This window comes from Variovorax beijingensis, assembly GCF_007828835.1.
GTDB classification, from domain to species: Bacteria; Pseudomonadota; Gammaproteobacteria; order Burkholderiales; family Burkholderiaceae_C; genus Variovorax; species Variovorax beijingensis_A.
Genome location: NZ_VIVL01000004.1, coordinates 49,758 through 71,465 on the forward strand (window position 1 = coordinate 49,758; position 21,708 = coordinate 71,465).

Genomic DNA, 21,708 nt, shown 5'->3' on the forward strand with positions numbered 1-21,708 from the left:
CGGGGCGCTGGGCGACGTCTCCGCACTGCCCCCGCCCCTGACCTGCGGGTCTATTCGTTGTATTTGTACGCCGTGTACCGGTAGCCGCCGTAGCGGTAGCCATGGCTGCCGTAGTGGCGCCGCGTCAGGTCGATGCCGTTGAAGATCACGCCGCTGACCGCCTTTCCAGCATGCGCGAGGCGCTTGGCGCTTTCATTGAGTTCGCCAAGCTGGGTCTGATCTGCGCGGGCCACCAGCAGCACTGCACCCATGTACGGTGCGACGGCGGCCGTGTCAGCGGCCACCAGTACCGGGGGCGTGTCGATGACGACCAGCTCGTACTGCGCGGAGAGCGCGTCGAGCAGGCGGATGAAGGTCTCCGACATCAGCATGTCGGCCGGATTGGTCGGCAGCTTGCCGGTGGTCAGCACGTCAAGGTTGGGCAGCACTTGCGAGCGGATGGCTTGCTGCATTGAAAGCTCGCCAGCCAGCAGTTCCGAGAGGCCGCCCTCGCGTGGCAGACCGAACTGCTTGTTCAGGTGGCCCTTGCGCATGTCGGCATCGATCAGCAGCACCCGCTTGCCGGCGTGGGCCATGATGGCGGCGAAGTTGCCTGAAACAAAGCTCTTGCCAATGCCTGGCGTTGCGCCGGTGATGAGCACGCGGTTGTTGCCGGCCTCCATCGTGGCGAATTGCAGTGCAATGCGCAGGCTGCGCAGTGCCTCGATGGGGGGGCTTTCCGGGTGGGTCACTGCCAGAAGCTGAATGCCTCTGGCACCCGCTGCAACGCTTTGATCGAGCGTCGTTTGGTCGGGCGTGAAGGGCACGACCGAATAGACCGAGAGGCCGGTGTGGGCCTCGATCTCCTGCGGATCCTTGATGCCTGCGAAAAAGTTGCTGCGCACAATGGCCAGTACTGCGCCGGCTAAGAGGCCCAGCACCAATGCCAGCGCTACGACAAGCGACTTTTGTGGCTTGATTGGTTCTTTTGGCTTCACTGCCTTGTCGAGCAGGCGCACGTTGCCGGTCTTGCCCTCCTTCACCAGGCGCAGTTGCAGTGCATTGTTCTGCAGCGACTGGTAAAGCCCGCTATTCACTCGCACGTCGCGCTCAAGGCGCAGCGCATCTTGCTGCATTGTGGGCATGCGGCTTACGCGCGCGTTGAGGCCGCTGATCTCTTTCTCGATAGCGCCGATCTGCCCATCTATGATCTTCACGCGCGAGTTGGCGTCGGTGAAGCGTGCCGCCACCTCGCGTCGGCGCTGCTGAGTTTCGAGGAGCTTGGTCTGCAACTCGATGGTCTGGGCCAGCACGCCCTTGGCTTCTTCGTCAAAGGCCACGGTGCCGTTCTTGTTCCGAAAGCGGGTGTAGGCATCTTCGGAGGCTTCAAGCTGGCGCTTGAATTCAGGCAACTGCTCATCGAGGAACTGCAGTGTCTTCTGTGCCTCGGCTGCCTTGCGCTCGACGTTCTGCTGCACGTACTGCTCGCCAATGGCATTGAGGATGCGGGAAAGCCGGTCGCGATCGCTGTCTTGCAGCGCCACGCTGATCACGTTCGATTGCTTGCCTTGTTCTCCGAGCTGCAGGCGTTTTTGTAGATCTTCGATAGTGCTGAGTTGCGAAGCGCGCGATACGACGAATTGCGCGCCGAGTTTTCCTTCAAGCTTGTCGATCAGCAGGTCGATGGCGCCGTCTTCGAGCGCATGATGCAGCGGCTGGCCAACGGTGCCGGTCAGAGGCTGGCCCAGTTCCGCGTGCGTCACCGTGTATTTGCCTTCGCCCTGAGCGGTGACCAGGAAGGGCGCTTCGTCTTCAAGGTCCGTCGGCACATCGAGGCGTGCGACGCTGATTCGTTCCTTGCCGTTGACGTAGCCGCCGATGCCGAGAAAGCCGGGCTCCGAAAGCCCGTCGGCCCGCCGCGCCAGCCAATGTCCGACTACCGGCAGGTAACGCGGCTTGGCGTCGATATAGGCACGTGTCTGGTCCACGGCTGCACCTAGCACCATACGCGAGCGAATGACCTGGATCTCACCTGTAGCGGGCGTCTTTACGTCGAAGAGACTGGAGGTCTCGCCAAGGAAGCCTTTGGCATCTGGTGCAGCGTCCTCAACCTGAATCAGTAGGTTCGATTGGTAGACCGGGGTGGAGAGTAGCGCGTAAGCCACGCCGAGCACTAGCGCCAGCACAGTGACGGCTGCAACCAGCCACTTGCGGTCGATCAGAATGTCGATCCACTCCGACAGGTTGATCACATCGTCATCGTCCGGCCGTGCAGTCAAGGACGCAGCAGCTTGGCCGCCCCGCACAGCATTGGAAGTGGTCACAACAGGAGTGTTCATTTGAATTGCCGAATGCGCTCGGCCCATGTCTTGACGCCGGCGTCGATGAGTTGAAGTGCGTGCTCGAATGCTTCCTGGCCCATGCGGTAGGGGTCAGGGATGTTCAGCTTGGCGGTTTCGGCAAGCCGAAAGACCCTGCCGCGCGTAAGCGGGTAGTTGTTTTCGATGTGTCGGCGCTGCCCGTCGTCCATGGTGAGGATGAGGTCGGCCTGCACGCACATGGACTGGGTGATCTGGCGCGCCCTGTGCGCGCTCAGGTCGAGCCCGCGCGCGGCCATCAGCTCCTGGGCGATGGGGTCCGCAGGGTGGCCGATCAATGCACCCGTGCCGGCCGACGACACGGTGATCTCCGGCAGCGCATCAGCCAGCAGGACATGCGCCATCGGGCTTCGGCAGATGTTGCCGATGCAAACGACAAGAACGGATTTCAATGTGTCCGCCTTTCTTCCATACAAAAAAAGCTCATGGGCTGCGATCGAAATTCAGGATGTTGTCTCCGGCGCGGGGCTTTGCGTCTTCCGGCGGCGCAAAGTTGAAGGCACCCCGGTCGCGCACGGAGGTCAGTTCATAAAGGGTGTTGCTGCGGCCCAGGCGGGCGCCGCCGTCGCGCGTGAGCGGCGACCACGCAAAGCCTATGGCGAACTTGGTCGAGCGCGGTAGCAGCGCGTCGAGCGGAATCGAAAGATAGATGCCCTTGTCGAAATCGCCTTCGCCAAACTGCTTGGAAGAGACGTTGGTCTTGGTGGCATAGGCGCCCAGCACCAGGCCGTTGTCGAAGCGGCGGATGACTTCGAGCGTGACGCCGCGGTCGCCCGCCAGGTACTGGCCCGCGCTGATCTTGGCCAGCACGCCGTTCCAGCCGGTGTCCCAGTAGAGCGTGGCGTGGCCGGTGTTCACCTTGTAGTCGCGCAGGCCGAAGTCCTGGTTGAAGTCGCGCTGGCGCACGCGGTTGATGTCCACGCCAAAGGCCACGGGCGAGCGTGCCGGCCGGTACATCCATTCGGCGCCCACGCCGGCAAACATGCTCTCGAGCAGGCCGCCATACACGCTGTAGTACTGGCTGCTCGACAGCTGCCCCACGTGCGTGAGCTGCAGCGACGGAATGGTGAAGCGCCGCGATGTGACGTACTCGCGCTGGTAGGTGCGCACGCGCGGCAGCTCGCTGGGCGCGGTGTAGGTGAACTTGTCGTAGTTGTCGGCCAGCCGCAGGTTGACCGCGCCGCTGAGCCAGGTGCGCTGGGTAAAGCGGTATTCGGCGGTGGCCTGGATGCCAAGCTGGTAGAGAAGGAAGGCGTCAGGACCGCCGACGATCTGCCCGTAGCTGGGCGCAATGCCAAAGGTGAACTTGTCGCGTGGGCGCACCCATGGGGCGTTGGTTTCGGTGGCGGCAGCTTCGGCGGCGGCGGTGGTGTTCTGCGCGGGGCCGGTCTTGTCGGCGGGGCGGGCCAGCTCGGGCTCGTAGTCGCGCTTGGACACGGCCCGCGCGCCATGCGGCGGCAGGGCCTGGATGCGCGCGGCCACCCATTCGGCGCGGTCGATGGCCTGCGCATGGACCGCAAGGCCACGCTCGGCGTAGTGGAAGACAAAGCTCTTGATGGCGTCGGGCGCATCGTGGTGGAGCACTGCAATGGCTTTTTCGACGCGGGCGGTGCGGTAGACGGTGTTGCTGTCGGTCACCCACACATGCAGCACGTCGTCCTTGGGAGCGATGCGCTCGACGATCCATTCGGTCTGCGCCTCGATCTCCGCCGCGGTGGTTGCCCAGCCGGGTGAGCGCGGGGCCGCCTCCGGCCTGAATTCCGGCAGGGGCCGGTCGAGCGTCTTGGGCGTTTGCGATGCGGCCAGGTTGCTCGACAGCGTGAGGCCGATCATGAACTTGTCGCCGCGCTCGAAGCCGGCGGACAGCGTGACCTTGGGTGACACGCGGTAGGCCAGGCCGATGTTGATGGGCGAGCGCTGGCGCTGGTTGTTGTTCTGCGGCTCGTTCTGGTAGTTGTTGCCGTCGTATTCGAGCTTGAGAGTGAGCGGGTCCCACGGGGTGCGCCACTGCACGCCCCCAAACAGGGCAGCCGGGCCGCGAAAGTAGGAGCCGAACCTCGATTGGTTGGTGCTCGACACGCTGCGGGTGTCGAAGCGGCTGCCCAAGAGCTTGAAGGGGTTGCTGATGTTGCCGCTCGCGCCCAGGTAGCCCCAGCCAATGCCAAGGCTGAAGTCGAGGTCGTACCAGCGCTTGCTTGCCACCAGGTATTCGCCGGAGAACAGGCCGGTACCGCCCAGGTCGCGAAAGCCCAGCGCGAGCTCGGGCACCAGCGCGGTTTCCTTGAGCAGGCGCAGCTTGATGTCGATGCTCTTGTCCTTGTTCGACTGGCCCGTGGTGCTGGCCTCGTACGCGCGGTTGGAGATGGAGGTGTATCGAAATCCCGCTTCCATCCAGTCAAAGGGCTGGAACATGAAGTTCAGCCGCGTGTAGGGCCAGATCGACGTGAACGAGCCGCGCACGTCGCCGGCCAGGCCCATGCGGGCCGATGGCGTTTGCAGCAGGCCGGTTTCGCCCCAGTCGTTGCCGCTGATCTCGAGCGGGCGCGGCTGCGAGGCGAAGGCTTCGGGCAGCGCGGCGGCCACGGTGGGGGCCGCGAACACGGGCGCGTTGGCGACCGGGCGCGCGGTGGTGGGTTCCTGCGGGGAGGGGCCTTGCACGGCAAGAAACTTGATGAGGCCTTCCGACAGGTCCGCCAGCGCGGCCATGCGGCGCGGCGGGGCCCAGATCCAGGCGCCGGGCGCGGGTTCGTCGGCAGGCTCGGCATTCCAGGCGCCAATGCCTGCGCGCGTGGTGCGGCCGTCGGGCTGCGCGATCCAGGCCCAGTCTGCGCCGCTGCCAAGGCCGCAGGCGCTCAGGTAGTCGAGCAGCGAGCGTCCGCCTTCATGTGCTACCTGGCAAAAGCTGCCGTCGGGCTGCACCACGGTCACCGAGCGCAGCGGGGCGGGCGGCACCGCGAGCCGCTGGCCTTCGCGGAGCACCGGGTCTTGACCGGGATTCGCCTGCAGCCAGCGCGGATCGACGATGCCCAGCGCCACGCGGCCGGTGGCCGGAAGGCTCTGCAGCACCGACAGGAGCTGCTCGCGCGAAGCCCGTTCTTCGGGCGAGGCCGATCGAACGGCTGCTTCCACCCGCACCAGTAGCGACTCTTTCAGGTATTGCTGCGCAAGCAGTTCCTGCGGCACCTGCCATGCAAGGCCGGGGCCGGCCGCATCTTCGGGTTGGCGCAGCAGCCAGTCGCTGAGCCGCTCGCCCGGGCGCACTTCCGCGGCGCCCGCAAGCATGCGGTCGGTGGATGCGGCGTGGGCGGAGGGAGTCATCAACACGATCGCGGCGGCCAGCAGGCTGAGGCGGAAGGGGTTGGTGGTGGGGCCGGACGGGGGCGGGAGGCTCATGAACCAGCTGCGCTTGTCGAGGCAACGTTGGCTGGCACAGAGGGATTCCACCGCTCGAAGCTCAAGCACAGATCGCGGGAAAGGCACTGCTCGGAATAGACCGCCTCGAGCTTGTCGCCAACCTGGGCGAGGCCGAAGCGTGCCGGGGGCAGCGAAGCCGAGGCCGGGCGCGTGCTGCTGCGCTCCTCGAACCAGCGCAGCGAGCTCGCGGGCCGGCCGGCGAGCATGGTGTCGGTGGGCGGCGGGATTTGCCGCTGCTCGATTTCGTCGCGTATGCCCGAGCGGTAGCCGGGCATGAGGTCGCGCTCGCGCTGGAAGCGCGTTGTTGCTGTCGTCGTGCTCTCGGCGGCCGTGGCGGAGGGCCAGGCAGGTGCGTTGGCAAGGCGCACGGCGCGCCAGTCGGTCGTGAGGCCGGCCGTGGCCACCAGGCGGCCGTGGCGCAGGCGCACCGTTTCGCCCGAGGCGCTGTACCAGACCTCTGTAGGACCTTCGGGATGGGGGTCGACGTATCCGAGCACGAGAAACACGGTGCGGCCTTCGAAGGTGGCACGCAAATAGCTGAATTCCGGACGGAATGTGTGGGAGTCCGACGGCGAGGCGTTGTTGTTGTAGAGGTGCCGGGCCGTGGCAAGCATTGCCGAGGAGCCCGAGGAGCATCCGCCCAAAAAAAAGGATGATGCGAGTACGCAACATCCTAGTTTTTGCACCGCGCTGGCGGTGCGTTGGAATCTCGCTGGGAACCCCCCCTTGCGGAGGGCTCCGATCATTACCTGGTGCCGGTGGTTCCGGTGGTACCAGTGCCGGTGCCGCCTGGGCCGCCGGGGAGGAAGAAACCGCCACCACCGCCACCGCCACCGCCGGCAACCAGAGCACCAAGCAGCACGCCGCCGCCAACAGCAGTACCGATTTGCTGCGTGGTCAGGCCACCACCGCCAGCTGCGCGAACGGCATCAGCGGCGCTGGTCGGAGGCACAGGCAGTGTCTGGGCGAGTGCAGGCGCGGAGGCCAGGGCTGCGAGCGCCATGGCTGCAATCAGGTGACTATGTTTCATGAATTCTTTCCCCGTTCAGTTGAAGCTTGGAAGTGAGCAACAGCGTCGACAACCGATAGTAACCGGCGATTGCGCATTGTTACTCCAGTCAACGGCCCGATGGTACCACTTCACAGAGGGAAACAGTACCTAAAACAGGGGAGGCGGAGCAGGTGGCGGGCGGCCAAAGCGGGGCCGTTTCGCCGTTACAGCCAGAAACCCGGTCGGAAATTAGAACTTTTAGCCGCGTATTTCAAATTGTTTGACAACTGCAACATGGTTGCTGTAAATCGGCTATTACTATTGAATTGTTTTGTTTCAATAATTGCGCAACGACGCGCCTGATTTGAAGGAGCCCGATGCTCATCGCACAGCTGTCCGATCCGCACATCCGCGCCGAAGGCGAGCTGTACCAGGGCGTTGTCGACTCCAACAGCATGTTTGCCGAAGCGCTTGCGCACGTGCACGCGCTCGATCGTCGCCCCGATCTGCTGGTGCTCACCGGCGACCTCGTCGACGAGGGCCGCGCCGACGAATACGCGATGGCGCGCACGCTGCTCTCGGCCTCGCGCATTCCGTTTCTGGTGATACCCGGCAACCACGACCATCGCGAGCGCTTTCGCGCCGCGTTCAGCGACCAGGCCTACCTGCCCGAGGCGGGGCCGCTGCACTGGTGCGTGGATGACCACCCGGTGCGCATCATCGGGCTCGACTCATGCGTGGTGGGAAAGCACCACGGCCACATCGACGCCGAAGGCCTTGCCTGGCTTGCGCGCACGCTGGCCAAGGACACGGCCAAGCCCACGCTGCTGATGCTGCACCATCCGCCCTTCACGAGCGGCATTCCCTACATGGACGCCTACGGCTGCGTGGATGCGCAGCCGCTCGAAGAGGTGGTGCGAAGCGCGCCGAATGTCGAGCTGGTGCTGTGCGGGCACGTGCACCGCACGATGCTGCGCCGCTGGGGCGGCACGGTGATCTGTTCATGCCCGAGCACCACCACGGAAATCGACCTGCAGCTGCGCGCCGATGCGCCGCCGCAGTCGCACGTGGGACCGCGCGGCTGCATGCTGCATTTGTGGGACGCGCGGTACGGCATGGTCAGCCACCTGAGCCAGATTGGAAACTTTGCGGGGCCGTACGCGTTTGCCTGAACAACGCGCCTTGCGCTTTCACGCGAGCGGGGCGCTGTCCGCATCGCCATGCAGCAGCCGCTCGAACACGTCGTGGGCGCCCATCTGGCCACCCTTGAGCATGATCTCCATGCCGTCGAGCGCGGCGTCGTCGCTGTGCACGCGGCAGAGCGATGCGCCGGCGCCCATGTCGGCCGCGTAGGAGAGCCCCCAGGCATCGAGCGCCTGCACGGCGTGGCTTGAGGTGTCGCCGCCGGCAATGCCGACGCGCTGCAGCGGCACCATGGCCAGCACCCTGGCGAGCAAGTCTCCGCCGGCGCGCGAGAGGGCCTGGGCGTCGACCGTGTTGTCGCCCTCGGCAGGCGCCGGTTCGGCGGGCCGGGTGCAGGCCAGCATGCTGCGGCCGCGCGCGAGTCCTTGCGCGATGTCGCGGGCATGCTGCTCCAGCGTGGCCGTGTCGCGCTGCGCGAGCCGGGGCGCATCGAGCCACACGGTGTCGAACGAGCGTGCCGCCGCCACCTGGCGCGCGGTGACGGGCGAGAGGCTGCCGGCAAGCACCAGCACCGGGCCGCGCGCTGGGCCCATACGGCGTTGGTCGGCTTGCGCATCGGCTCGCGTGCCGAGTGCGCCGGCCAGCGCATCGACCACGCTGCTCGGGCCCACGGCCAGCAGCGTGGCGCGCTGGGCCTGTGACCACACCACTTGGCCGATGGCCGCGAGCTGCGAGGCATCGGCCACGTCGAACAGCACGGCCTCGGTGTTGCCGGCATCCGGGCGCAGCGCGCGCTGCACTGCCTCGCCAAGCGCCTGCGGCCCGTGCGAGGCGGCCGTGAAAGGAATGGAGCGCACGCCGGCCAGGCCCTGCTTGGCCAGGTGCAGCCTCAGGTCGGCCTCATGCATCGGCGTGACCGGGTGCCGGCTCATCGTCGGATGGCGGTCGATGCGGAACACCTCGCCGCCCGCGCCGGCCGCGGCGAACAGGTTGCCGAACAGGCAGTGCCGGCCGATGTTGGGCTGGCCGCCGACGATGGCGGTCCAGGGCTGTTCGACGGCGCCGCGCAGCGCGCGCACGGCTGCGCCAATGGAGCCGATGTGCGGCGCGCTGTCGAAGGTGGAGCAGGTCTTGTAGTGCAGCACGCGCGCGCCGAGCGAGCGGAACAGCGCGGCGACCGGGGCGAGCTCGGCCTGCATGGCTTCGGGCGCCATGGCGCGGGCGGCGCCCGCGATGCCCAGCACGTCGAGCGGCCCGGCCTGCGCGAGCCGCGCGGCGTCGGGCGTCTTCAGGAACAGCAGGGTGCGCAGACCGGCACGCGCGGCGGTGCCGAGGGTGTCGGTGGCGCCGGTGAAATCGTCGCCGTAGTAGACGATGGCCGGCGCTTGCGTGGCGGGCATCACGGCTTGCCGAAGAAGGCCAGCGCGCGCGCTAGCTCGGGTGCGCCGCGGGCGGCTTCTTGCAGCGCGGTGCCGGCGCATACGGCCGACCAGGCCTGGCGGATGCTGGTGACGCCGGCCGCCGCGCCGTCGGGATGCGCGAGGATGCCGCCGCCGGCCATGAAGAGCAGGTCGTCGCTGCCGATGGCGGCCCAGGTGGCGGGCACGGTGCCGGCCCACTGGCCTGACGAAAAGGCCGGCATCACGCGGTCGTCGGCGGCATCGGTCAAAGGGGTGCAGCAGTCGCGCGCCGATTCGATGACCTCGCTGTCGGGCTGCGAGAACTTGCCCTGCAGGCCGTGAACGTGCATGTGGTCGACGCCGGCCAGCCGCCAGAGCGTTTGGTAGGCCTGGAACGAAATGCCCAGCAGCGGATGCCGCGACAGCGCACCGTAGCCGTTGCGGTGGCCGTGCAGCGCCAGGCCGGTGTGGCGGCGCAGCGTCTGCATGCCCGAATGGCCGCACCAGTTGAGGCTGGCCATGACGCACGATCCGCCTTCGCGCTCGACGAGGTCGGCATGCCGCTTCATCGCGTCGGTCTCGTCGGTGATGTTGAAGGCCACCATCACGTGCTTGCCGGTGCGCTCCTGGTGTGCGCGCACCGCGGCCATCACGGCGGGCACGCGCTCGGCAAGCGGTGCATGCGCGGGGTTGGCGCAGACCTCGTCGTCCTTGATGAAGTCGACGCCCGCGGCGCAGAGCCTGGCGACCAGCTCGGCGGTCTCGCCGGCGGACAGCCCCACGTTGGGCTTGATGATGGTGCCGACCAGCGCGCCGCTGGCCACGCCGGTGGCGCGCCGCGTGCCCGCGATGCCGGCGCGCGGCATTTCGAACTGCCCGCGGTAGGCGGCAGGCAGCTGCAGCGATTCGAGCCGCAGGCCCGTGACTTCGCCCAGGTCGTAGAGGTTGCCCGACACGGTGGCCGCGAGCGTCGGCAGGTTGGCGCCGATGTTCGCTGCGGGAAACGAGATGTCGATGTGCGCACGCCGCCATGGGCCGCGCGTGCCCTTGCGTTCGAGCAGTGCGTTGGGCAGGCTCGGCGCCTCGGCCGGCGCAAGCTCGGTGATCGCCTCGACGGTGGCGCGCGCGCGTTGGCGCAGCGCGTCGGTCTCGCCCTCGACGCGCGTGAAGGTGCCGCACGACTGCTCGCCGGCCATCACCTCGGCCACGGCGGCCGGCTCCAGCGGCGTTTCGATGAGGTAGCGCGCGCGGATGCGTTCGGTCACGTTCACAGCTTGCTCAGGTCAGGGAAGGGCCGCACCGGCTCGCTGCCGTCCCAGCCCTCGGAGGCGCTGCGGATCAGGTCGAACATCTTGCCCTTGGGCCCCGCCACTTCGGACAGCTCGATCACCGTGCCCGGGTGGTACTCGGTGTCGAAGTAGATGAAGCGGCCGCGCTCGCCCACTTCGCCGCTCATCACCGGCTTGAAGCCCTGCGCGGTGAGGCGCGCCAGGTCGGCGTCGTAGTCGGCCGTCCAGTAGGCAACGTGCTGCAACCCGGTGCGGCCGGCCTGGAGAAAGTCGCGGTACATCGAGGGCACGTCGTTGCGCGTCTGGATCAGCTCGACCTGCACGTAGCCCGAGTTGGCCAGCGCCACCGAGTTGTGGGGCTCGTGCGCCTGGCCGTTGTAGCGGTAGTTCTTGATCGGCACCTTGGGGTTGTAGAACCACGGGCCCACGCCCAGCGTGGTGCTCCAGTAGTCCATGGCGGCCTCGATGTCGTGCACGACATAGCCCAGCTGGCGAATCTCGCCGAGGAATCGACTCATTGCGGTTGGCTCCGTTGGTGTGAGTGTGTTGTTGTGGTCAGAACTTGAGAAAACCGGTCGAGAACCACGGGAACGCGGCCACGATCACCAGGCCCACCAGCATCGCGGCGATGTAGCCCCAGATGTGCTTGATGCCCTCGTCGGGGTTGACCTTGCTCACGGCGCAGGCGCCGTAGTAGCCCACGCCGAAGGGCGGCGCGAACAGGCCGATGCCCATCGCGAAGATCACCACCATGGCGTAGTGCACCTCGTGCACGCCCGCGGCCTTGGCAATGGGAAACAGCAGCGGCCCGAACAGCACGATGGCCGGAATGCCCTCGAGCACGCTGCCCAGCACGATGAAGGCCACGATCGACACGGCCAGGAAGCCGTAGGCGCCGCCCGGCAGCGCGCCCATGACGCGCGCCAGGTCTTGCGAGAAGCCCGACTGCGTGAGGCCCCAGGCCATGGCCGTGGCGCAGCCGACGATGAAGATGATGGCGCCCGAGAGCGAGGCCGTGTCGACCAGCATCGGCTTGAGCCGCTTCCAGTCGAACTGCCGGTACACGAAGAGCCCGACGATGGCCGAGTAGACGATGCCGATGGTCGACACCTCGGTGGCCGTGGCCACGCCCTCGACCACGGCGGCGCGGATCACGAAGGGCAGCAGCACCGCGGGCAGCGCGACCAGCAGCAGCTTGCCGATCTCGCGCTTGCTGTGGCGCGCAACGCCGCTCAGGTCTTCGCACCGGTAGCGCCACCACACCACCACGCACAGCGCGGCGCCCAGCACCACGGCCGGCAGCAGCCCGCCCGTGAACAGCGCCGCGATCGAAATGCCCGTGACCGAGCCGATGGTGATGAGCACGATCGACGGCGGAATGGTCTCGGTCTGCGCGCCGGTGGCCGACAGCAGCGCGACCAGGTCGCCGGGCTTGGCGCCGCGCTTGACCATCTCGGGGAACAGCACGGGCGCAATGGCCGCCATGTCGGCGATCTTGGAGCCCGAGATGCCCGACACCAGGTACATCGCGCCGATCAGCACATACGACAAGCCGCCGCGCACGTGTCCCAGCAGGCTCGCAAGGAACTGGATCATGGCGCGCGCCATGCCTGTCATCTCGATCAGCGCGCCGAGGAAGATGAAGAGCGGCACCGCGAGCAGGATCAGGTGCGACATGCCTTCGTCGAGCCGGCCCACCATCACCAAGAGCGGCGTGCGCGTGGTGAGTGCCAGGTAGCCGAAGGTGGCCAGCGCGAACGAGAACGCGATGGGCACGCCCGAGAGCACGGTGGCCGCCACCACCACCACGAAGAAGATCACCAGGTTGAACTTGCCGAGCGTCGCGAACAGCGGCGCCGCAAGCCAGAAGGCCGCCACCAGCGCGCCCGTGCCGAGCATCGCGACCGCGATCTGACGGCCGGTGCACACGCGCACGAGGCGCAGCAACGCCATCGCCAGCATGATGCCGATGCCCGCCGGAATGGCCGCGGCGCGCCAGGCGTTGCTGATCTCCAGGGCGGGCGTGACGATGAACGACTCTTCGTGCGCATAGTCGACCGAGGGCCAGATGATCAGCACCAGGAATGCGATCGAGGCCGCGATGGCAAGGGCATCGAGCATGGCGCGCGTCGATGGCTGCACCTTCTGCAGCAGCGCCGTCATGCGCATGTGCTCGCCACGCCGCAGCGCCACCACCGCGCCCAGCATCGACAGCCACAGGAACAGGATGGACGCGAGCTCGTCCGACCACACCAGCGGCGCATGGAACACATAGCGCGACACCACGCCCGCGAACAGCACGCAGATCTCGGCCAGCACCAGCAGCGCGGCCACAGCCTCGACCAGGCCGCCCAGCACGCGGTCGGCGCGCCCGGCCAGGCCGCTCAGCGCGTTGGCGGACGGCCCCGCGCCCACGAACGGCGCCGCCTCGAAAGTGGATTCATGCACCATGGCCGGTCAGGCCAGCTTGCCGACGGCGCCTTCGAGCAGCGCCCACGCCTCGGGGCCGAAGCGGCCTTTCCACTCGCCATAGAAGCCCGATTCGCGCAGCTTGGCGCGAAAGCTGTCGGCGGCCGGGCGGTTGATGGTGAGGCCCTTGGCCTGCAGGTCGCCGACGACCGACTCGTTGAGCTTCTTGATGTCCTCGCGCTGCTGCATGCCGGCATCGTTGATGGCGCGCGCCACGATGGTCTTGAGGTCGTCGGGCAGCGCGTCCCAGGCGCGGCCGTTGGCAATGAACCAGTAGCCGTCCCAGATGTGGTTGGTGAGGGAGCAGAACTTCTGCACCTCGAACAGCTTGGCCACCTGGATGATGGGCAGCGGGTTTTCCTGCGCGTCGACGATCTTGGTCTGCAGCGCGGAATACACCTCGCTGAACTGCAGGCTCGCGGGCGCGGCGCCCAGGCCCTTGAACATCGAGATCGACAGCGGGCTCACGGGCACGCGGATCTTCAGGCCGTCCATGTCTTTGGCATTGGTGACCGCGGCCTTGCTGCTGGTGGTCTGGCGGAAGCCGTTGTCCCACATCTTCTCGAAGGCGTAGAGGCGCGACTTGGCGATGGCGCCGCGCACGTGGGCGCCGAGCTTGCCGTCCATGGCGGCCCAGACCTGGTTGTAGTCGTTGAACGCGAAGCCCACCGCGTTGATGGCGGCCACCGGCACCAGCGTGGCAATCACCAGCGCGGACGGCGTGAAGAACTCGATGCCGCCCGAGCGCACCTGCGCCAGCATGTCGGTGTCGCCGCCGAGCTGGTTGTTGGGGAAGATCTTGATCTCGACCCGGCCCTTGCTTTCCTTGGCAATGCGGTCGGCCGCCTCCTGCGCGCGGATGTTCAGCGGATGGCTGAGCGGCAGGTTGTTGCCGTACTTGTACGAGAACTCCGCGGCGCGCGCGATGCGCGGCACGGCCGACACGATGCCGGCGGCGGGGAGGGCGGAAAGCGTGCGCAAGGCACTGCGGCGGGTCTGCAAGGTCATGTTTTGTCTCCAGGATCTTCGGAATGCGGTTGATGCAATCTGATGCACCATTGGATTCGAGCCACAGCGAAGATAAAAGGATGCATGATCCGGGTCAAACTCGATCTTGATGGTTTTTGATGTATGCGGGATAACCCTTCAACCGATGCGCGGCGCGCCCGCGTGGTCGACATCGCACGGGCCGCGCAGGTGTCGACCGCTACCGTCGACCGCGTGCTCAACCGCCGCCCCGGCGTGCGCGACGCCACGGTGCAGCGCGTGCTCAAGGCCGCGGGCGAGCTCGACTACCTGCCGGGCCCCGAGCTCTATGCCGCGCTCACGCCGCCGCCGCTCAGGCTGGTGTTCCTGCTGCCGGCCGGCACCAACCGCTTCATCCGCATGCTGGGCGACATGGTGGGCTATTCGCAGGAGCACTGGGCGCCGTTCAACGTGCAGTGCCGCACGGTGTTCATCGAGAGCTTCAACCCGCGCGAGCTCGCGGACGCGCTGCGCCGCCACGGCCAGCGCTGCGACGGCATCGCGATGATGGCGCTGGAGCACCCGGCGGTGCGCGAGGCGGTGGCGGCGCTGGCGGCGCGCGGCCTGCCGGTGGTCACGCTGATCTCCGACCTGTCGAACTCCGAGCGCGCCGCCTTCGTGGGGCTGGACAACCGCGCGGCCGGCCGCACCGCGGGCTACCTGATCGGCCGCTTCATCGGCGCGCGCGCCGCGAAGGTGGCGCTCATCGCGGGCAGCCTGAGCTACAAGGCCCACGAGGAGCGCGAGGCCGGCTTCCTGCACGTGATCGACGAGATGTTCCCGCGGCTCGAAGTGGTGGGCCTGCGCGAAGGCCAGGACGACGCCGGCAAGAACTACCGGCAGACGCGCGCGCTGCTGGAGCAGTACCCCGACATGGGCGGCATCTACAACATCGGCGGCGCATCCGACGGCGTGGCGCGCGCGCTGAAGGAGGCGGGGCGCGAGCAGAAGGTGGTGTTCATCGGGCACGGGCTCACGCCCGACACGCGCACGCTGCTGATCGACGGCAGCATGGATGCGGTGATCACGCAGAGCCCGCACACCACGCTGATGAACTGCGTGCGCATCTTCGCCAACCTGCGCGACGGGCGCGACGCGCTCAGCGGCGTGGAAACCACCCGCAGCCAGGTGATCTTTCGCGAGAACCTTCCTTAGGTTCGTCTCGCGACGAGGCCTTCGTTCAGTAGGCCGCGCGCGGCGCGGGCTCTTCGGCCGGCGGCGCGCCGCTGAAGTCGGCCGCGAGCCTGCGGGCCGCGCCCGCATACAGCAGCACGTCGACACCCACCGCGACAAAGCTGCAGCCCAGTTCCAGGTAGCGCCGGGCCAGCTTCGGATCCGAGGTCAGCGTGCCCGCGGCCTTGCCCGAGGCCACGATGGTGCGCATGGCGGCTTCGATCGCGGCCTGCACCTCGGGGTGGCCGGGCCGGCCGCGGTGGCCCATCGACGCGGCCAGGTCGGCCGGGCCGATGAAGACGCCGTCGATGCCGTCCACCGCGCAGATCTGCGGCAGGTTGGAGAGCGCCGCCACGGTTTCGGCCTGCACCAGCAGGCAGACTTCCGCATCGGCCACGTCGAGGTAGTCGGTGCGCGCGCTCCACTGCGAGGCGCGGCCCACCGCGCTGCCGACGCCACGGATGCCCAGCGGCGGATAGCGCGTGGCCGACACCAGTGCGCGGGCCTGTTCGGCCGTGTCGACCATGGGCACCAGCAGATTCTTTGCGCCGATGTCGAGCAACTGCTTGATGAGGGCCGTGTCGCCCTGCACCGCGCGCACCACCGGCTGGGCGCGGTGCGGCGCCACGGCCTGCAACGCGGCCAGCGTCGAGCGCAGGTCGTTGGGCGCATGCTCGCCATCGATCAGCAGCCAGTCGAAGCCGGCGGTGGCGCTCACCTCGGCCATGTACGGGTCGGCCATCGAGAGCCAGAGGCCGATCTGCGGCTGTTGGGTGGCCAGTGCTGTCTTGAAGGGGTTGAGGGCGGGCATGAGGTCTCTTGAAGGTGTTGCGTGGGCGTGTGGCGTCAGTCCAGCTGGCCCTGGCAGACGTATTTGGTGTGCAGGTAGTCGTCCAGCCCGTGGACCGAGCCTTCGCGGCCGTAGCCCGAATCCTTCACGCCGCCGAAGGGCGCAGCCTCCGCGGCCAGGGCGCCTTCGTTGATGCCGACGATGCCGGCTTCGAGCGCATCCGCCACGCGCCAGATGCGGCGCACGTCGCGCGAATAGAAGTACGCGGCCAGGCCGAAGGGCGTGTCGTTGGCCTGGGCCACCACCTCGGCTTCATCCACGAAGCGCGTCAGCGGAACGACGGGGCCGAAAGTTTCTTCGCAGGCGCAGGCCATGGTGGCGTCGGCATTCACCAGCACGGTGGGCGCAAAGTAGTTCGGGCCGAGCGCGGGCAGCCGCGTGCCGCCGGTGAGCACGCGTGCGCCGCGCGCCACGGCGTCGTGCACATGGCGCTCGATCTTCTCGATGGCGCGCGCATTGATCATCGGGCCGATCTGCGAGGCGGAGTCGCTGGCCGGGCCTACGCGCAGTGCCGCAACGCGCGCGGCCAGCAGCTCGGCAAATTCGTCATGCACGGCCTCGTGCACGAACACGCGATTCGGGCACACACAGGTCTGGCCGCCGTTGCGGAACTTGGCCGCCATCAGGCCGTCGACCGCGGCGTGCAGGTCGGCATCCTCGAACACGATGAAGGGCGCATTGCCGCCGAGCTCGAGCGAGAGTTTCTTGAGCGTATCGGCCGAGCGGCGCGCGAGGTGCTTGCCGACCGGCGTCGATCCGGTGAAGGTGATCTTGCGCACGCGGGCATCGTCGAGCCACACGTCGACCACCTCGGGCGTGCGCTCGCGCGAGGCCGTCACGATGTTGAGTACGCCCGCGGGCACGCCGGCCTCCTGCGCGAGCCTGACGAGCGCGAGCGAGGTCAGCGGCGTGTCCTCGGCCGGCTTGCACACCACGGTGCAGCCCGCGGCCAACGCCGGCGCGATCTTGCGCGCGATCATCGCGGCCGGAAAGTTCCACGGCGTGATGGCGGCCACCACGCCCACCGGCTCCTTGATGGCGAACATGCGCCGGCCGGGAACGGGCGCGGGAATCACGTCGCCGTTGGCGCGCGTGGCCTCTTCGGCAAACCACTCGATGTAGCTGGCGGCGTAGGCCACTTCGCCGATGCCTTCGGCCAGCGGCTTGCCCTGTTCGCGCGAGATCAGGCGGCCCAGATCGTCCTGATGCGCGAGCACCAGGTCGTTCCAGCGCTTGAGGATCTGCGCGCGCTGCTTGGCTGGCGTGCAGCGCCAGGCGGGGAAGGCGGCGTGCGCGGCATCGGCGGCGGCACGCGCTGCATCCGCGCCGGAGTCGGGCACCTGCGCGATGAGCGCGCCGGTGGCCGGGTCGGTCACGTCCAGCGTGCGGTCGGCGGCGCTGCACCATTCGCCGGCAATGAAGTTGGCGGTGCGCTGCAGTTCGGGGCGGTTGAGGGTAAGGGGCATGTCCGTCGGCGTCAAAAAGGGGAGATGGTCAACTTACGATGCCGAGGTGCCACGGCACGAACTCGTGGTCTCCCAGGCCCAGCGCTTCGCTGCGCGTGCGCTCGCCGGAGGCGTGGCGCAGGATCTGTTCGAAGATCCGCTGGCCGAGTTCGGGCACCGAGAGTTCGCCGTCGATCACCACGCCGCAGTTGATGTCCATGTCCTCTTCGAGGCGCTTGAACATCGGCGTGTTGCTGGCCAGCTTGATGGTCGGCGCGGGCTTGCTGCCGAACATCGAGCCGCGTCCGGTGGTGAAGCAGATCAGCTGCGCGCCGCTCGCGATCTGCCCGGTGACCGCCACCGGGTCGTAGCCCGGCGAATCCATGAAGACGAAGCCGGCCTGGTCGATGGGCTCCGCATATTCGTACACGGCCTGCAACGGCGTGGTGCCGCCCTTCATGGCCGAGCCGAGCGATTTCTCGAAGATGTTGGCCAGCCCGCCGGCCTGGTTGCCATGCCCGACCACGCCGTTGAACTGCGCGTTCTGGCCGGCCGTGTAGCGCTCCCACCAGGCCAGCCGGTCGAGCAGCTTCTGGCCGACCTCGGGCGTCGCGGCGCGCCGCGTGAGCATGAACTCGACGCCGTGGATCTCGGGCGTTTCGGAAAGGATGGCGGTGCCGCCGTGGCGCACCAGCACGTCCATGGCCGCGCCCAGCGCCGGGTTGGCGGTGATGCCCGAGAAGCCGTCGGAGCCGCCGCATTCCAGCCCGATCTTCAGGTGGTTGGCGCCCACGCGGGTGCGCTGCGCGGCGTTGGCCTCGGGCAGCATTTCTTCCACCGCGCGGATGCCGGCCTCGATGGTCTGGCGCGTGCCGCCCACCTCCTGCATCACCATCGTGCGCATCAGGCGGCCCTGCTGCAGGCCCTGCGAGTCGACCAGCGCATCGACCTGGTTGCGCTCGCAGCCCAGGCCCACGATCAGCACGCCGGCCAGATTGGGATGGCGCGCATAGCCGGCCAGGGTGCGGCGCAGCACGTCGAAATGCTCGCTCGGCGAAGACATGCCGCAGCCGCTGGTCTGCGCGAAGGCGGCCACGCCGTCCACGTTCGGAAAGGCCGCGAGCCGCTCGGGCGTGAAGTGCGCCGCAATGCGCTTGATGACGGTGGCCGAGCAGTTGACCGACGACAGGATGCCGATGAAGTTGCGCGTGCCCACGCGGCCGTCGGCCCGCACAAAGCCCATGAAGCTGGCGCGCTCGGCCTCGGGCACGTAGGCCACCGGCCGCAGGTCCTGGCAGAAGGCGGGGTCGCGGTAGGAGTCCACCAGCGTCAGGTTGTGGCTGTGCACGTAGTCGCCGGCCTCCAGGTCGCGCGAGGCCACGCCGATGACGGTGTCGTACTTCTTCACCTGCTCGCCGGCTGCAATGGCGCGCGAGGCGATCTTGTGCCCCGCGGGAATCTGCGCGCGTGCGCGCACGCCGAACTCGGCAATCGTCTCGCCCAGGGCAATGGGCGTCTTGGCAACCAGCACGTTGTCGTGCGGGTGCAGGCGAAGCAGGGGGCTGTCGTTCATCAACCCTTCTCCATCAGTTCCTTGAGATTGAGCTTGCGGATCAGCTCGGTCTCCTGCCTGTAGACGGCTTCGACGTACTTGCGGTAGTCGGGGCCGTCCTGGTACATGACCGGCGCGTCGATGCTGTCGGCCACCTTCTTGAATTCTTCGCTGTTGACGGCCATGCGGAACGCGTCGCGCAGCTTCTTTTCCACCGCCGGCGGCAGCCCGCGCGGCGCGCCGATGCCGTTGGGTGCTTCCACCACCACTTCGTAGCCCAGCTCCTTGAGCGTGGGCGTGTCCTTGAAGCGCGGCGTGCGCGCCTCGCCCCAGGTGGCGAGCAGGCGCAGCTTGCCGCTTTCGACGTGCGGCGCCCAGGAGCTGCTGTCGGCCAGCATGTCGACCTGTTCGCCCAGCACGTCCTGCAGCGCGGCCGAACCGCCCTTGTAGGCAATGGCGTTGAACTTGACGCCGGCCGCTTGCGCGAACTGCTCCATGCCCACGTGGGTGGCGCCGCCCACGCCGGCATGGGCGTAGCTGACGACGCCGGGCTTGGCCTTGGCCTGCGCCACCATGTCGCGCAGCGACTTGAAGGGCGAGCTGGCCGGCACCGCGATGCCGAAGGTCTGGCCCGAGGTGCGCGCCAGGTAGCTCAGGTCCTTGAGCGGATCGATCTGCACGGTGCCGATCTGCGCGAAGCGCGTCACCGAGATGGGGATCTGGCCGATGGTGTAGCCGTCCGGCCGGGCCGAGGCCAGCGCCTTGGTGCCGATCATTCCCGAGGCGCCCGCGCGGTTCTCCAGCGCAATCGGCTGGCCGAGTTCGCGCGCGGCAATCTGACAGATGGTGCGCATCGAGCGGTCGGCGGTGCCGCCCGCGGGCCACGGGCAGATGAAGGTGATGGGGCGTTCCGGATAGTCGGCCGCGAAGGCGCGGCCGGCGGCAGTGGCGAGCGCGGCGGCGCCGAGGCCGCCCAGCACCAATTGGCGCCGCTGCAGGGTGCGATGCAATGTCATGCGTGTGTCTCCGACGATTGTTGTTCGAGAAAGCTGGGCGCATTCTTCAGTAGACAATCATTGCAATCCAATGAAATAGCGGACTCGCTTCATAGCCCGGAGGTTATGAAGAGAAAAATGCCGCACACACCACGATGAGCCAGATCGACCGCGTCCTGCGTTCCAACCTCAAGTTGCGCCACCTGCAGATGCTGGTGGCGCTCGACCAGTTCCGCCACCTGGGCCGTGCGGCCGAGTTCCTGTCGGTCACGCAGCCGGCGGTGTCCAAGTCGCTGGTGGAGATCGAACGCATGTTCGGCCTGGCGCTGTTCGAGCGCTCCACGCGCGGCACCGAGCCCACGCCCTATGGCGAGAGCGTGGTGCGCTTCGCGCGCTCGGTGCTGGCCGACTACGACCGCACGCGCGACGAGATCGCGGCCGTGGCCAGCGGCGCTGCGGGCCGCACCAGCGTGGGCGCCATGGTGGTGGCCATGCCGGTGCTGCTGGCGCGCGCGGTCGAGATGCTCAAGGCCAACTCCTCGCAGACCACGGTGCTGGTGGAGGAGGGCGACCTCACGCGCCTCTTGCCCAAGCTGCGCCTGGGCGAGCTCGACCTGTTCGTGGGGCGGCTGGAGCCCGGCTACGCGGCGCCCGACCTCGAAACCGAGGCGCTGCATGCCGAGCCCATGCAGGTGGTGGTGCGGCCCGGGCATGCGCTGGCCGCGAAGCGCCGGCCGGGCTGGACCGACCTGGCGAAGGAGCGCTGCGTGATGCCGCCGCCCTGGGCCTCCTTGCGCGTGAAGCTCGACCAGATGTTCTTTCGCGATGGGGTGCATCCGCCGGCGGACATCATCGAATCGGCCTCCTTCCTCGCGCAGATCAGCTTCCTGCAGCAGCGCGATGCCGTGGCCTTCATGGCGCGTTCGGTGGCGCGGCATTTCCAGCAGCAGGGCATGCTCAAGGTGCTGGCGCTCAAGGTGCCGATCGAGCTGCCGCCGGTGGGCCTCATCACCATGCGCGGGCGCCGGCGCACGCCCAGCACGCAGCAGTTGATCGATTGCCTGCGGCGTGCGGCCAGGGCCAGATCCACGGCTTGAGGCGGCGCCGCGGCTTTGCGGCGCGGCATCCCCAATTCATGGGTATGCACTCTGCAGTGCCTTCGGAGACCATTCGGACATGTATTTGCATACCCTGGTCGCCGATCTGCCGCATCCGGACCGCACGGCATTGGACGAGGCCAGCGAACTGCGCTCCTACCAGTGCGACGAAACCGTTCTTGCCTCGGGCGAGTGGACCGACCGGGTCTATTGCGTGGCGAACGGGCTGCTCCAGGTGGTGAGCCACGGACGCGCGGGTGGCGCCGATGTCGTCACCGACCTGATCTGCCAGCACGACTTCTTCCTTGGCCCTTCGCTCAGCGAAGACCGCTACGAGGCGAAGCACACGCTGGTGGCGGCCGAGGCTTCATCGGTGTACCTGATTCCCGTGGCGGCCATGCGCGGGCTCTGCGAGCAGCACCCGCAGGTGGCGCTGAAGCTGCTGGGCATGGCCATCGAGCGCACGAGGGCCATGCGCGGGCAGCTCGGGCTGGGATAGGCGCGGGC

Annotated in this window: 17 protein-coding genes; 4 read left to right on the forward strand and 13 right to left on the reverse strand. The window is 67.8% G+C overall.

What is annotated here, in order from left to right; all coding sequences use genetic code 11:
- Positions 1-50: 50 nt before the first annotated feature.
- Genes FB547_RS13760 through FB547_RS13775 form a run of 4 tightly spaced genes read right to left on the reverse strand, consistent with a single transcriptional unit; the run spans position 51 to position 6,385 of the window.
- Positions 51-2,318 carry a polysaccharide biosynthesis tyrosine autokinase gene (locus tag FB547_RS13760; RefSeq protein ID WP_145743100.1) on the reverse strand — a complete coding sequence of 756 codons (2,268 nt, stop codon included), beginning with the start codon at positions 2,316-2,318 and terminating at the stop codon, positions 51-53.
- Complete coding sequence (locus FB547_RS13765) at positions 2,315-2,749, reverse strand: low molecular weight protein-tyrosine-phosphatase (protein ID WP_145743102.1); 435 nt, start codon at positions 2,747-2,749, stop codon at positions 2,315-2,317. The genes FB547_RS13760 and FB547_RS13765 overlap by 4 nt, the downstream gene beginning before the upstream one ends.
- A 31-nt stretch (positions 2,750-2,780) precedes the next feature.
- Entirely contained in the window at positions 2,781-5,750 is a 2,970-nt protein-coding gene (locus FB547_RS13770) for a YjbH domain-containing protein (RefSeq protein WP_145743104.1), read from the reverse strand.
- Positions 5,747-6,385 carry a YjbF family lipoprotein gene (locus FB547_RS13775; protein ID WP_145743106.1) on the reverse strand — a complete coding sequence of 213 codons (639 nt, stop codon included), beginning with the start codon at positions 6,383-6,385 and terminating at the stop codon, positions 5,747-5,749. The genes FB547_RS13770 and FB547_RS13775 overlap by 4 nt, the downstream gene beginning before the upstream one ends.
- Before the next feature lie 754 nt (positions 6,386-7,139).
- On the opposite strand from FB547_RS13775, the gene FB547_RS13785 reads away from it, so the two are divergent.
- Complete coding sequence (locus tag FB547_RS13785; RefSeq protein ID WP_145743110.1) at positions 7,140-7,934, forward strand: phosphodiesterase; 795 nt, start codon at positions 7,140-7,142, stop codon at positions 7,932-7,934.
- A gap of 18 nt (positions 7,935-7,952) precedes the next feature.
- Here the strand turns inward: FB547_RS13785 and FB547_RS13790 are convergent, their stop codons facing one another.
- Genes FB547_RS13790 through FB547_RS13810 form a run of 5 tightly spaced genes read right to left on the reverse strand, consistent with a single transcriptional unit; the run spans position 7,953 to position 14,071 of the window.
- On the reverse strand, positions 7,953-9,305 hold the full coding sequence (locus FB547_RS13790; RefSeq protein ID WP_145743111.1) for a four-carbon acid sugar kinase family protein: 1,353 nt from the start codon (positions 9,303-9,305) through the stop codon (positions 7,953-7,955).
- Complete coding sequence (locus FB547_RS13795; RefSeq protein WP_145743113.1) at positions 9,305-10,576, reverse strand: ribulose-bisphosphate carboxylase large subunit family protein; 1,272 nt, start codon at positions 10,574-10,576, stop codon at positions 9,305-9,307. The genes FB547_RS13790 and FB547_RS13795 overlap by 1 nt, the downstream gene beginning before the upstream one ends.
- Complete coding sequence (locus tag FB547_RS13800; protein ID WP_018902920.1) at positions 10,573-11,112, reverse strand: VOC family protein; 540 nt, start codon at positions 11,110-11,112, stop codon at positions 10,573-10,575. The genes FB547_RS13795 and FB547_RS13800 overlap by 4 nt, the downstream gene beginning before the upstream one ends.
- Positions 11,113-11,149: 37 nt before the next feature.
- On the reverse strand, positions 11,150-13,045 hold the full coding sequence (locus FB547_RS13805) for a TRAP transporter large permease subunit (RefSeq protein WP_145743114.1): 1,896 nt from the start codon (positions 13,043-13,045) through the stop codon (positions 11,150-11,152).
- 6 nt (positions 13,046-13,051) lie between these two features.
- Positions 13,052-14,071 (reverse strand): TRAP transporter substrate-binding protein, encoded by a 1,020-nt coding sequence (locus FB547_RS13810; protein ID WP_145743116.1) that lies wholly within the window; start codon positions 14,069-14,071, stop codon positions 13,052-13,054.
- 123 nt (positions 14,072-14,194) lie between these two features.
- Here FB547_RS13810 and FB547_RS13815 point away from each other — a divergent pair, with 123 nt between their 5' ends.
- A complete protein-coding gene (locus FB547_RS13815) occupies positions 14,195-15,244 on the forward strand; it encodes a LacI family DNA-binding transcriptional regulator (RefSeq protein WP_145743118.1) in 1,050 nt (349 codons plus the stop codon).
- A 25-nt stretch (positions 15,245-15,269) separates the two neighbouring features.
- On the opposite strand, the gene hpaI is transcribed toward FB547_RS13815, so the two are convergent.
- The 4 genes from hpaI to FB547_RS13835 are packed head-to-tail and all read right to left on the reverse strand — an operon-like array spanning position 15,270 to position 20,125.
- Positions 15,270-16,073: a 4-hydroxy-2-oxoheptanedioate aldolase gene (gene hpaI, locus FB547_RS13820; RefSeq protein ID WP_145743120.1), complete on the reverse strand. Its 804-nt coding sequence runs from the start codon at positions 16,071-16,073 to the stop codon at positions 15,270-15,272.
- A 35-nt stretch (positions 16,074-16,108) separates the two neighbouring features.
- On the reverse strand, positions 16,109-17,578 hold the full coding sequence (locus tag FB547_RS13825; RefSeq protein WP_145743122.1) for an NAD-dependent succinate-semialdehyde dehydrogenase: 1,470 nt from the start codon (positions 17,576-17,578) through the stop codon (positions 16,109-16,111).
- Positions 17,579-17,606: 28 nt separating this feature from the next.
- Positions 17,607-19,130: a UxaA family hydrolase gene (locus tag FB547_RS13830; protein ID WP_145743123.1), complete on the reverse strand. Its 1,524-nt coding sequence runs from the start codon at positions 19,128-19,130 to the stop codon at positions 17,607-17,609.
- The gene (locus FB547_RS13835) at positions 19,130-20,125 is read right to left on the reverse strand and encodes a tripartite tricarboxylate transporter substrate binding protein (protein ID WP_145743125.1); all 996 of its coding nucleotides are present in this window, start codon (positions 20,123-20,125) and stop codon (positions 19,130-19,132) included. The genes FB547_RS13830 and FB547_RS13835 overlap by 1 nt, the downstream gene beginning before the upstream one ends.
- Positions 20,126-20,259: 134 nt before the next feature.
- Between FB547_RS13835 and FB547_RS13840 the strand changes: the two genes are divergently transcribed.
- Together FB547_RS13840 and FB547_RS13845 are read left to right on the forward strand one after the other, a co-directional pair.
- A complete protein-coding gene (locus tag FB547_RS13840) occupies positions 20,260-21,201 on the forward strand; it encodes a LysR substrate-binding domain-containing protein (RefSeq protein ID WP_145743127.1) in 942 nt (313 codons plus the stop codon).
- A 79-nt stretch (positions 21,202-21,280) separates the two neighbouring features.
- Positions 21,281-21,700, forward strand: coding sequence for a Crp/Fnr family transcriptional regulator (locus FB547_RS13845; protein ID WP_145743129.1), 420 nt, complete (start codon positions 21,281-21,283; stop codon positions 21,698-21,700).
- Positions 21,701-21,708: the final 8 nt, after the last annotated feature.

Bases quoted from the DNA above. Each gene is read 5' to 3' on its own strand.
- FB547_RS13760 (WP_145743100.1), bottom strand. From the start codon at position 2,318: ATGAACACTCCTGTTGTGACCACTTCCAATGCTGTGCGGGGCGGCCAA.
- FB547_RS13770 (WP_145743104.1), bottom strand. From the start codon at position 5,750: ATGAGCCTCCCGCCCCCGTCCGGCCCCACCACCAACCCCTTCCGCCTC.
- FB547_RS13775 (WP_145743106.1), bottom strand. From the start codon at position 6,385: ATGCTTGCCACGGCCCGGCACCTCTACAACAACAACGCCTCGCCGTCG.
- FB547_RS13785 (WP_145743110.1), top strand. From the start codon at position 7,140: ATGCTCATCGCACAGCTGTCCGATCCGCACATCCGCGCCGAAGGCGAG.
- FB547_RS13790 (WP_145743111.1), bottom strand. From the start codon at position 9,305: ATGCCCGCCACGCAAGCGCCGGCCATCGTCTACTACGGCGACGATTTC.
- FB547_RS13800 (WP_018902920.1), bottom strand. From the start codon at position 11,112: ATGAGTCGATTCCTCGGCGAGATTCGCCAGCTGGGCTATGTCGTGCAC.
- FB547_RS13805 (WP_145743114.1), bottom strand. From the start codon at position 13,045: ATGGTGCATGAATCCACTTTCGAGGCGGCGCCGTTCGTGGGCGCGGGG.
- FB547_RS13810 (WP_145743116.1), bottom strand. From the start codon at position 14,071: ATGACCTTGCAGACCCGCCGCAGTGCCTTGCGCACGCTTTCCGCCCTC.
- FB547_RS13815 (WP_145743118.1), top strand. From the start codon at position 14,195: ATGCGGGATAACCCTTCAACCGATGCGCGGCGCGCCCGCGTGGTCGAC.
- hpaI (WP_145743120.1), bottom strand. From the start codon at position 16,073: ATGCCCGCCCTCAACCCCTTCAAGACAGCACTGGCCACCCAACAGCCG.
- FB547_RS13825 (WP_145743122.1), bottom strand. From the start codon at position 17,578: ATGCCCCTTACCCTCAACCGCCCCGAACTGCAGCGCACCGCCAACTTC.
- FB547_RS13830 (WP_145743123.1), bottom strand. From the start codon at position 19,130: ATGAACGACAGCCCCCTGCTTCGCCTGCACCCGCACGACAACGTGCTG.
- FB547_RS13835 (WP_145743125.1), bottom strand. From the start codon at position 20,125: ATGACATTGCATCGCACCCTGCAGCGGCGCCAATTGGTGCTGGGCGGC.
- FB547_RS13840 (WP_145743127.1), top strand. From the start codon at position 20,260: ATGAGCCAGATCGACCGCGTCCTGCGTTCCAACCTCAAGTTGCGCCAC.
- FB547_RS13845 (WP_145743129.1), top strand. From the start codon at position 21,281: ATGTATTTGCATACCCTGGTCGCCGATCTGCCGCATCCGGACCGCACG.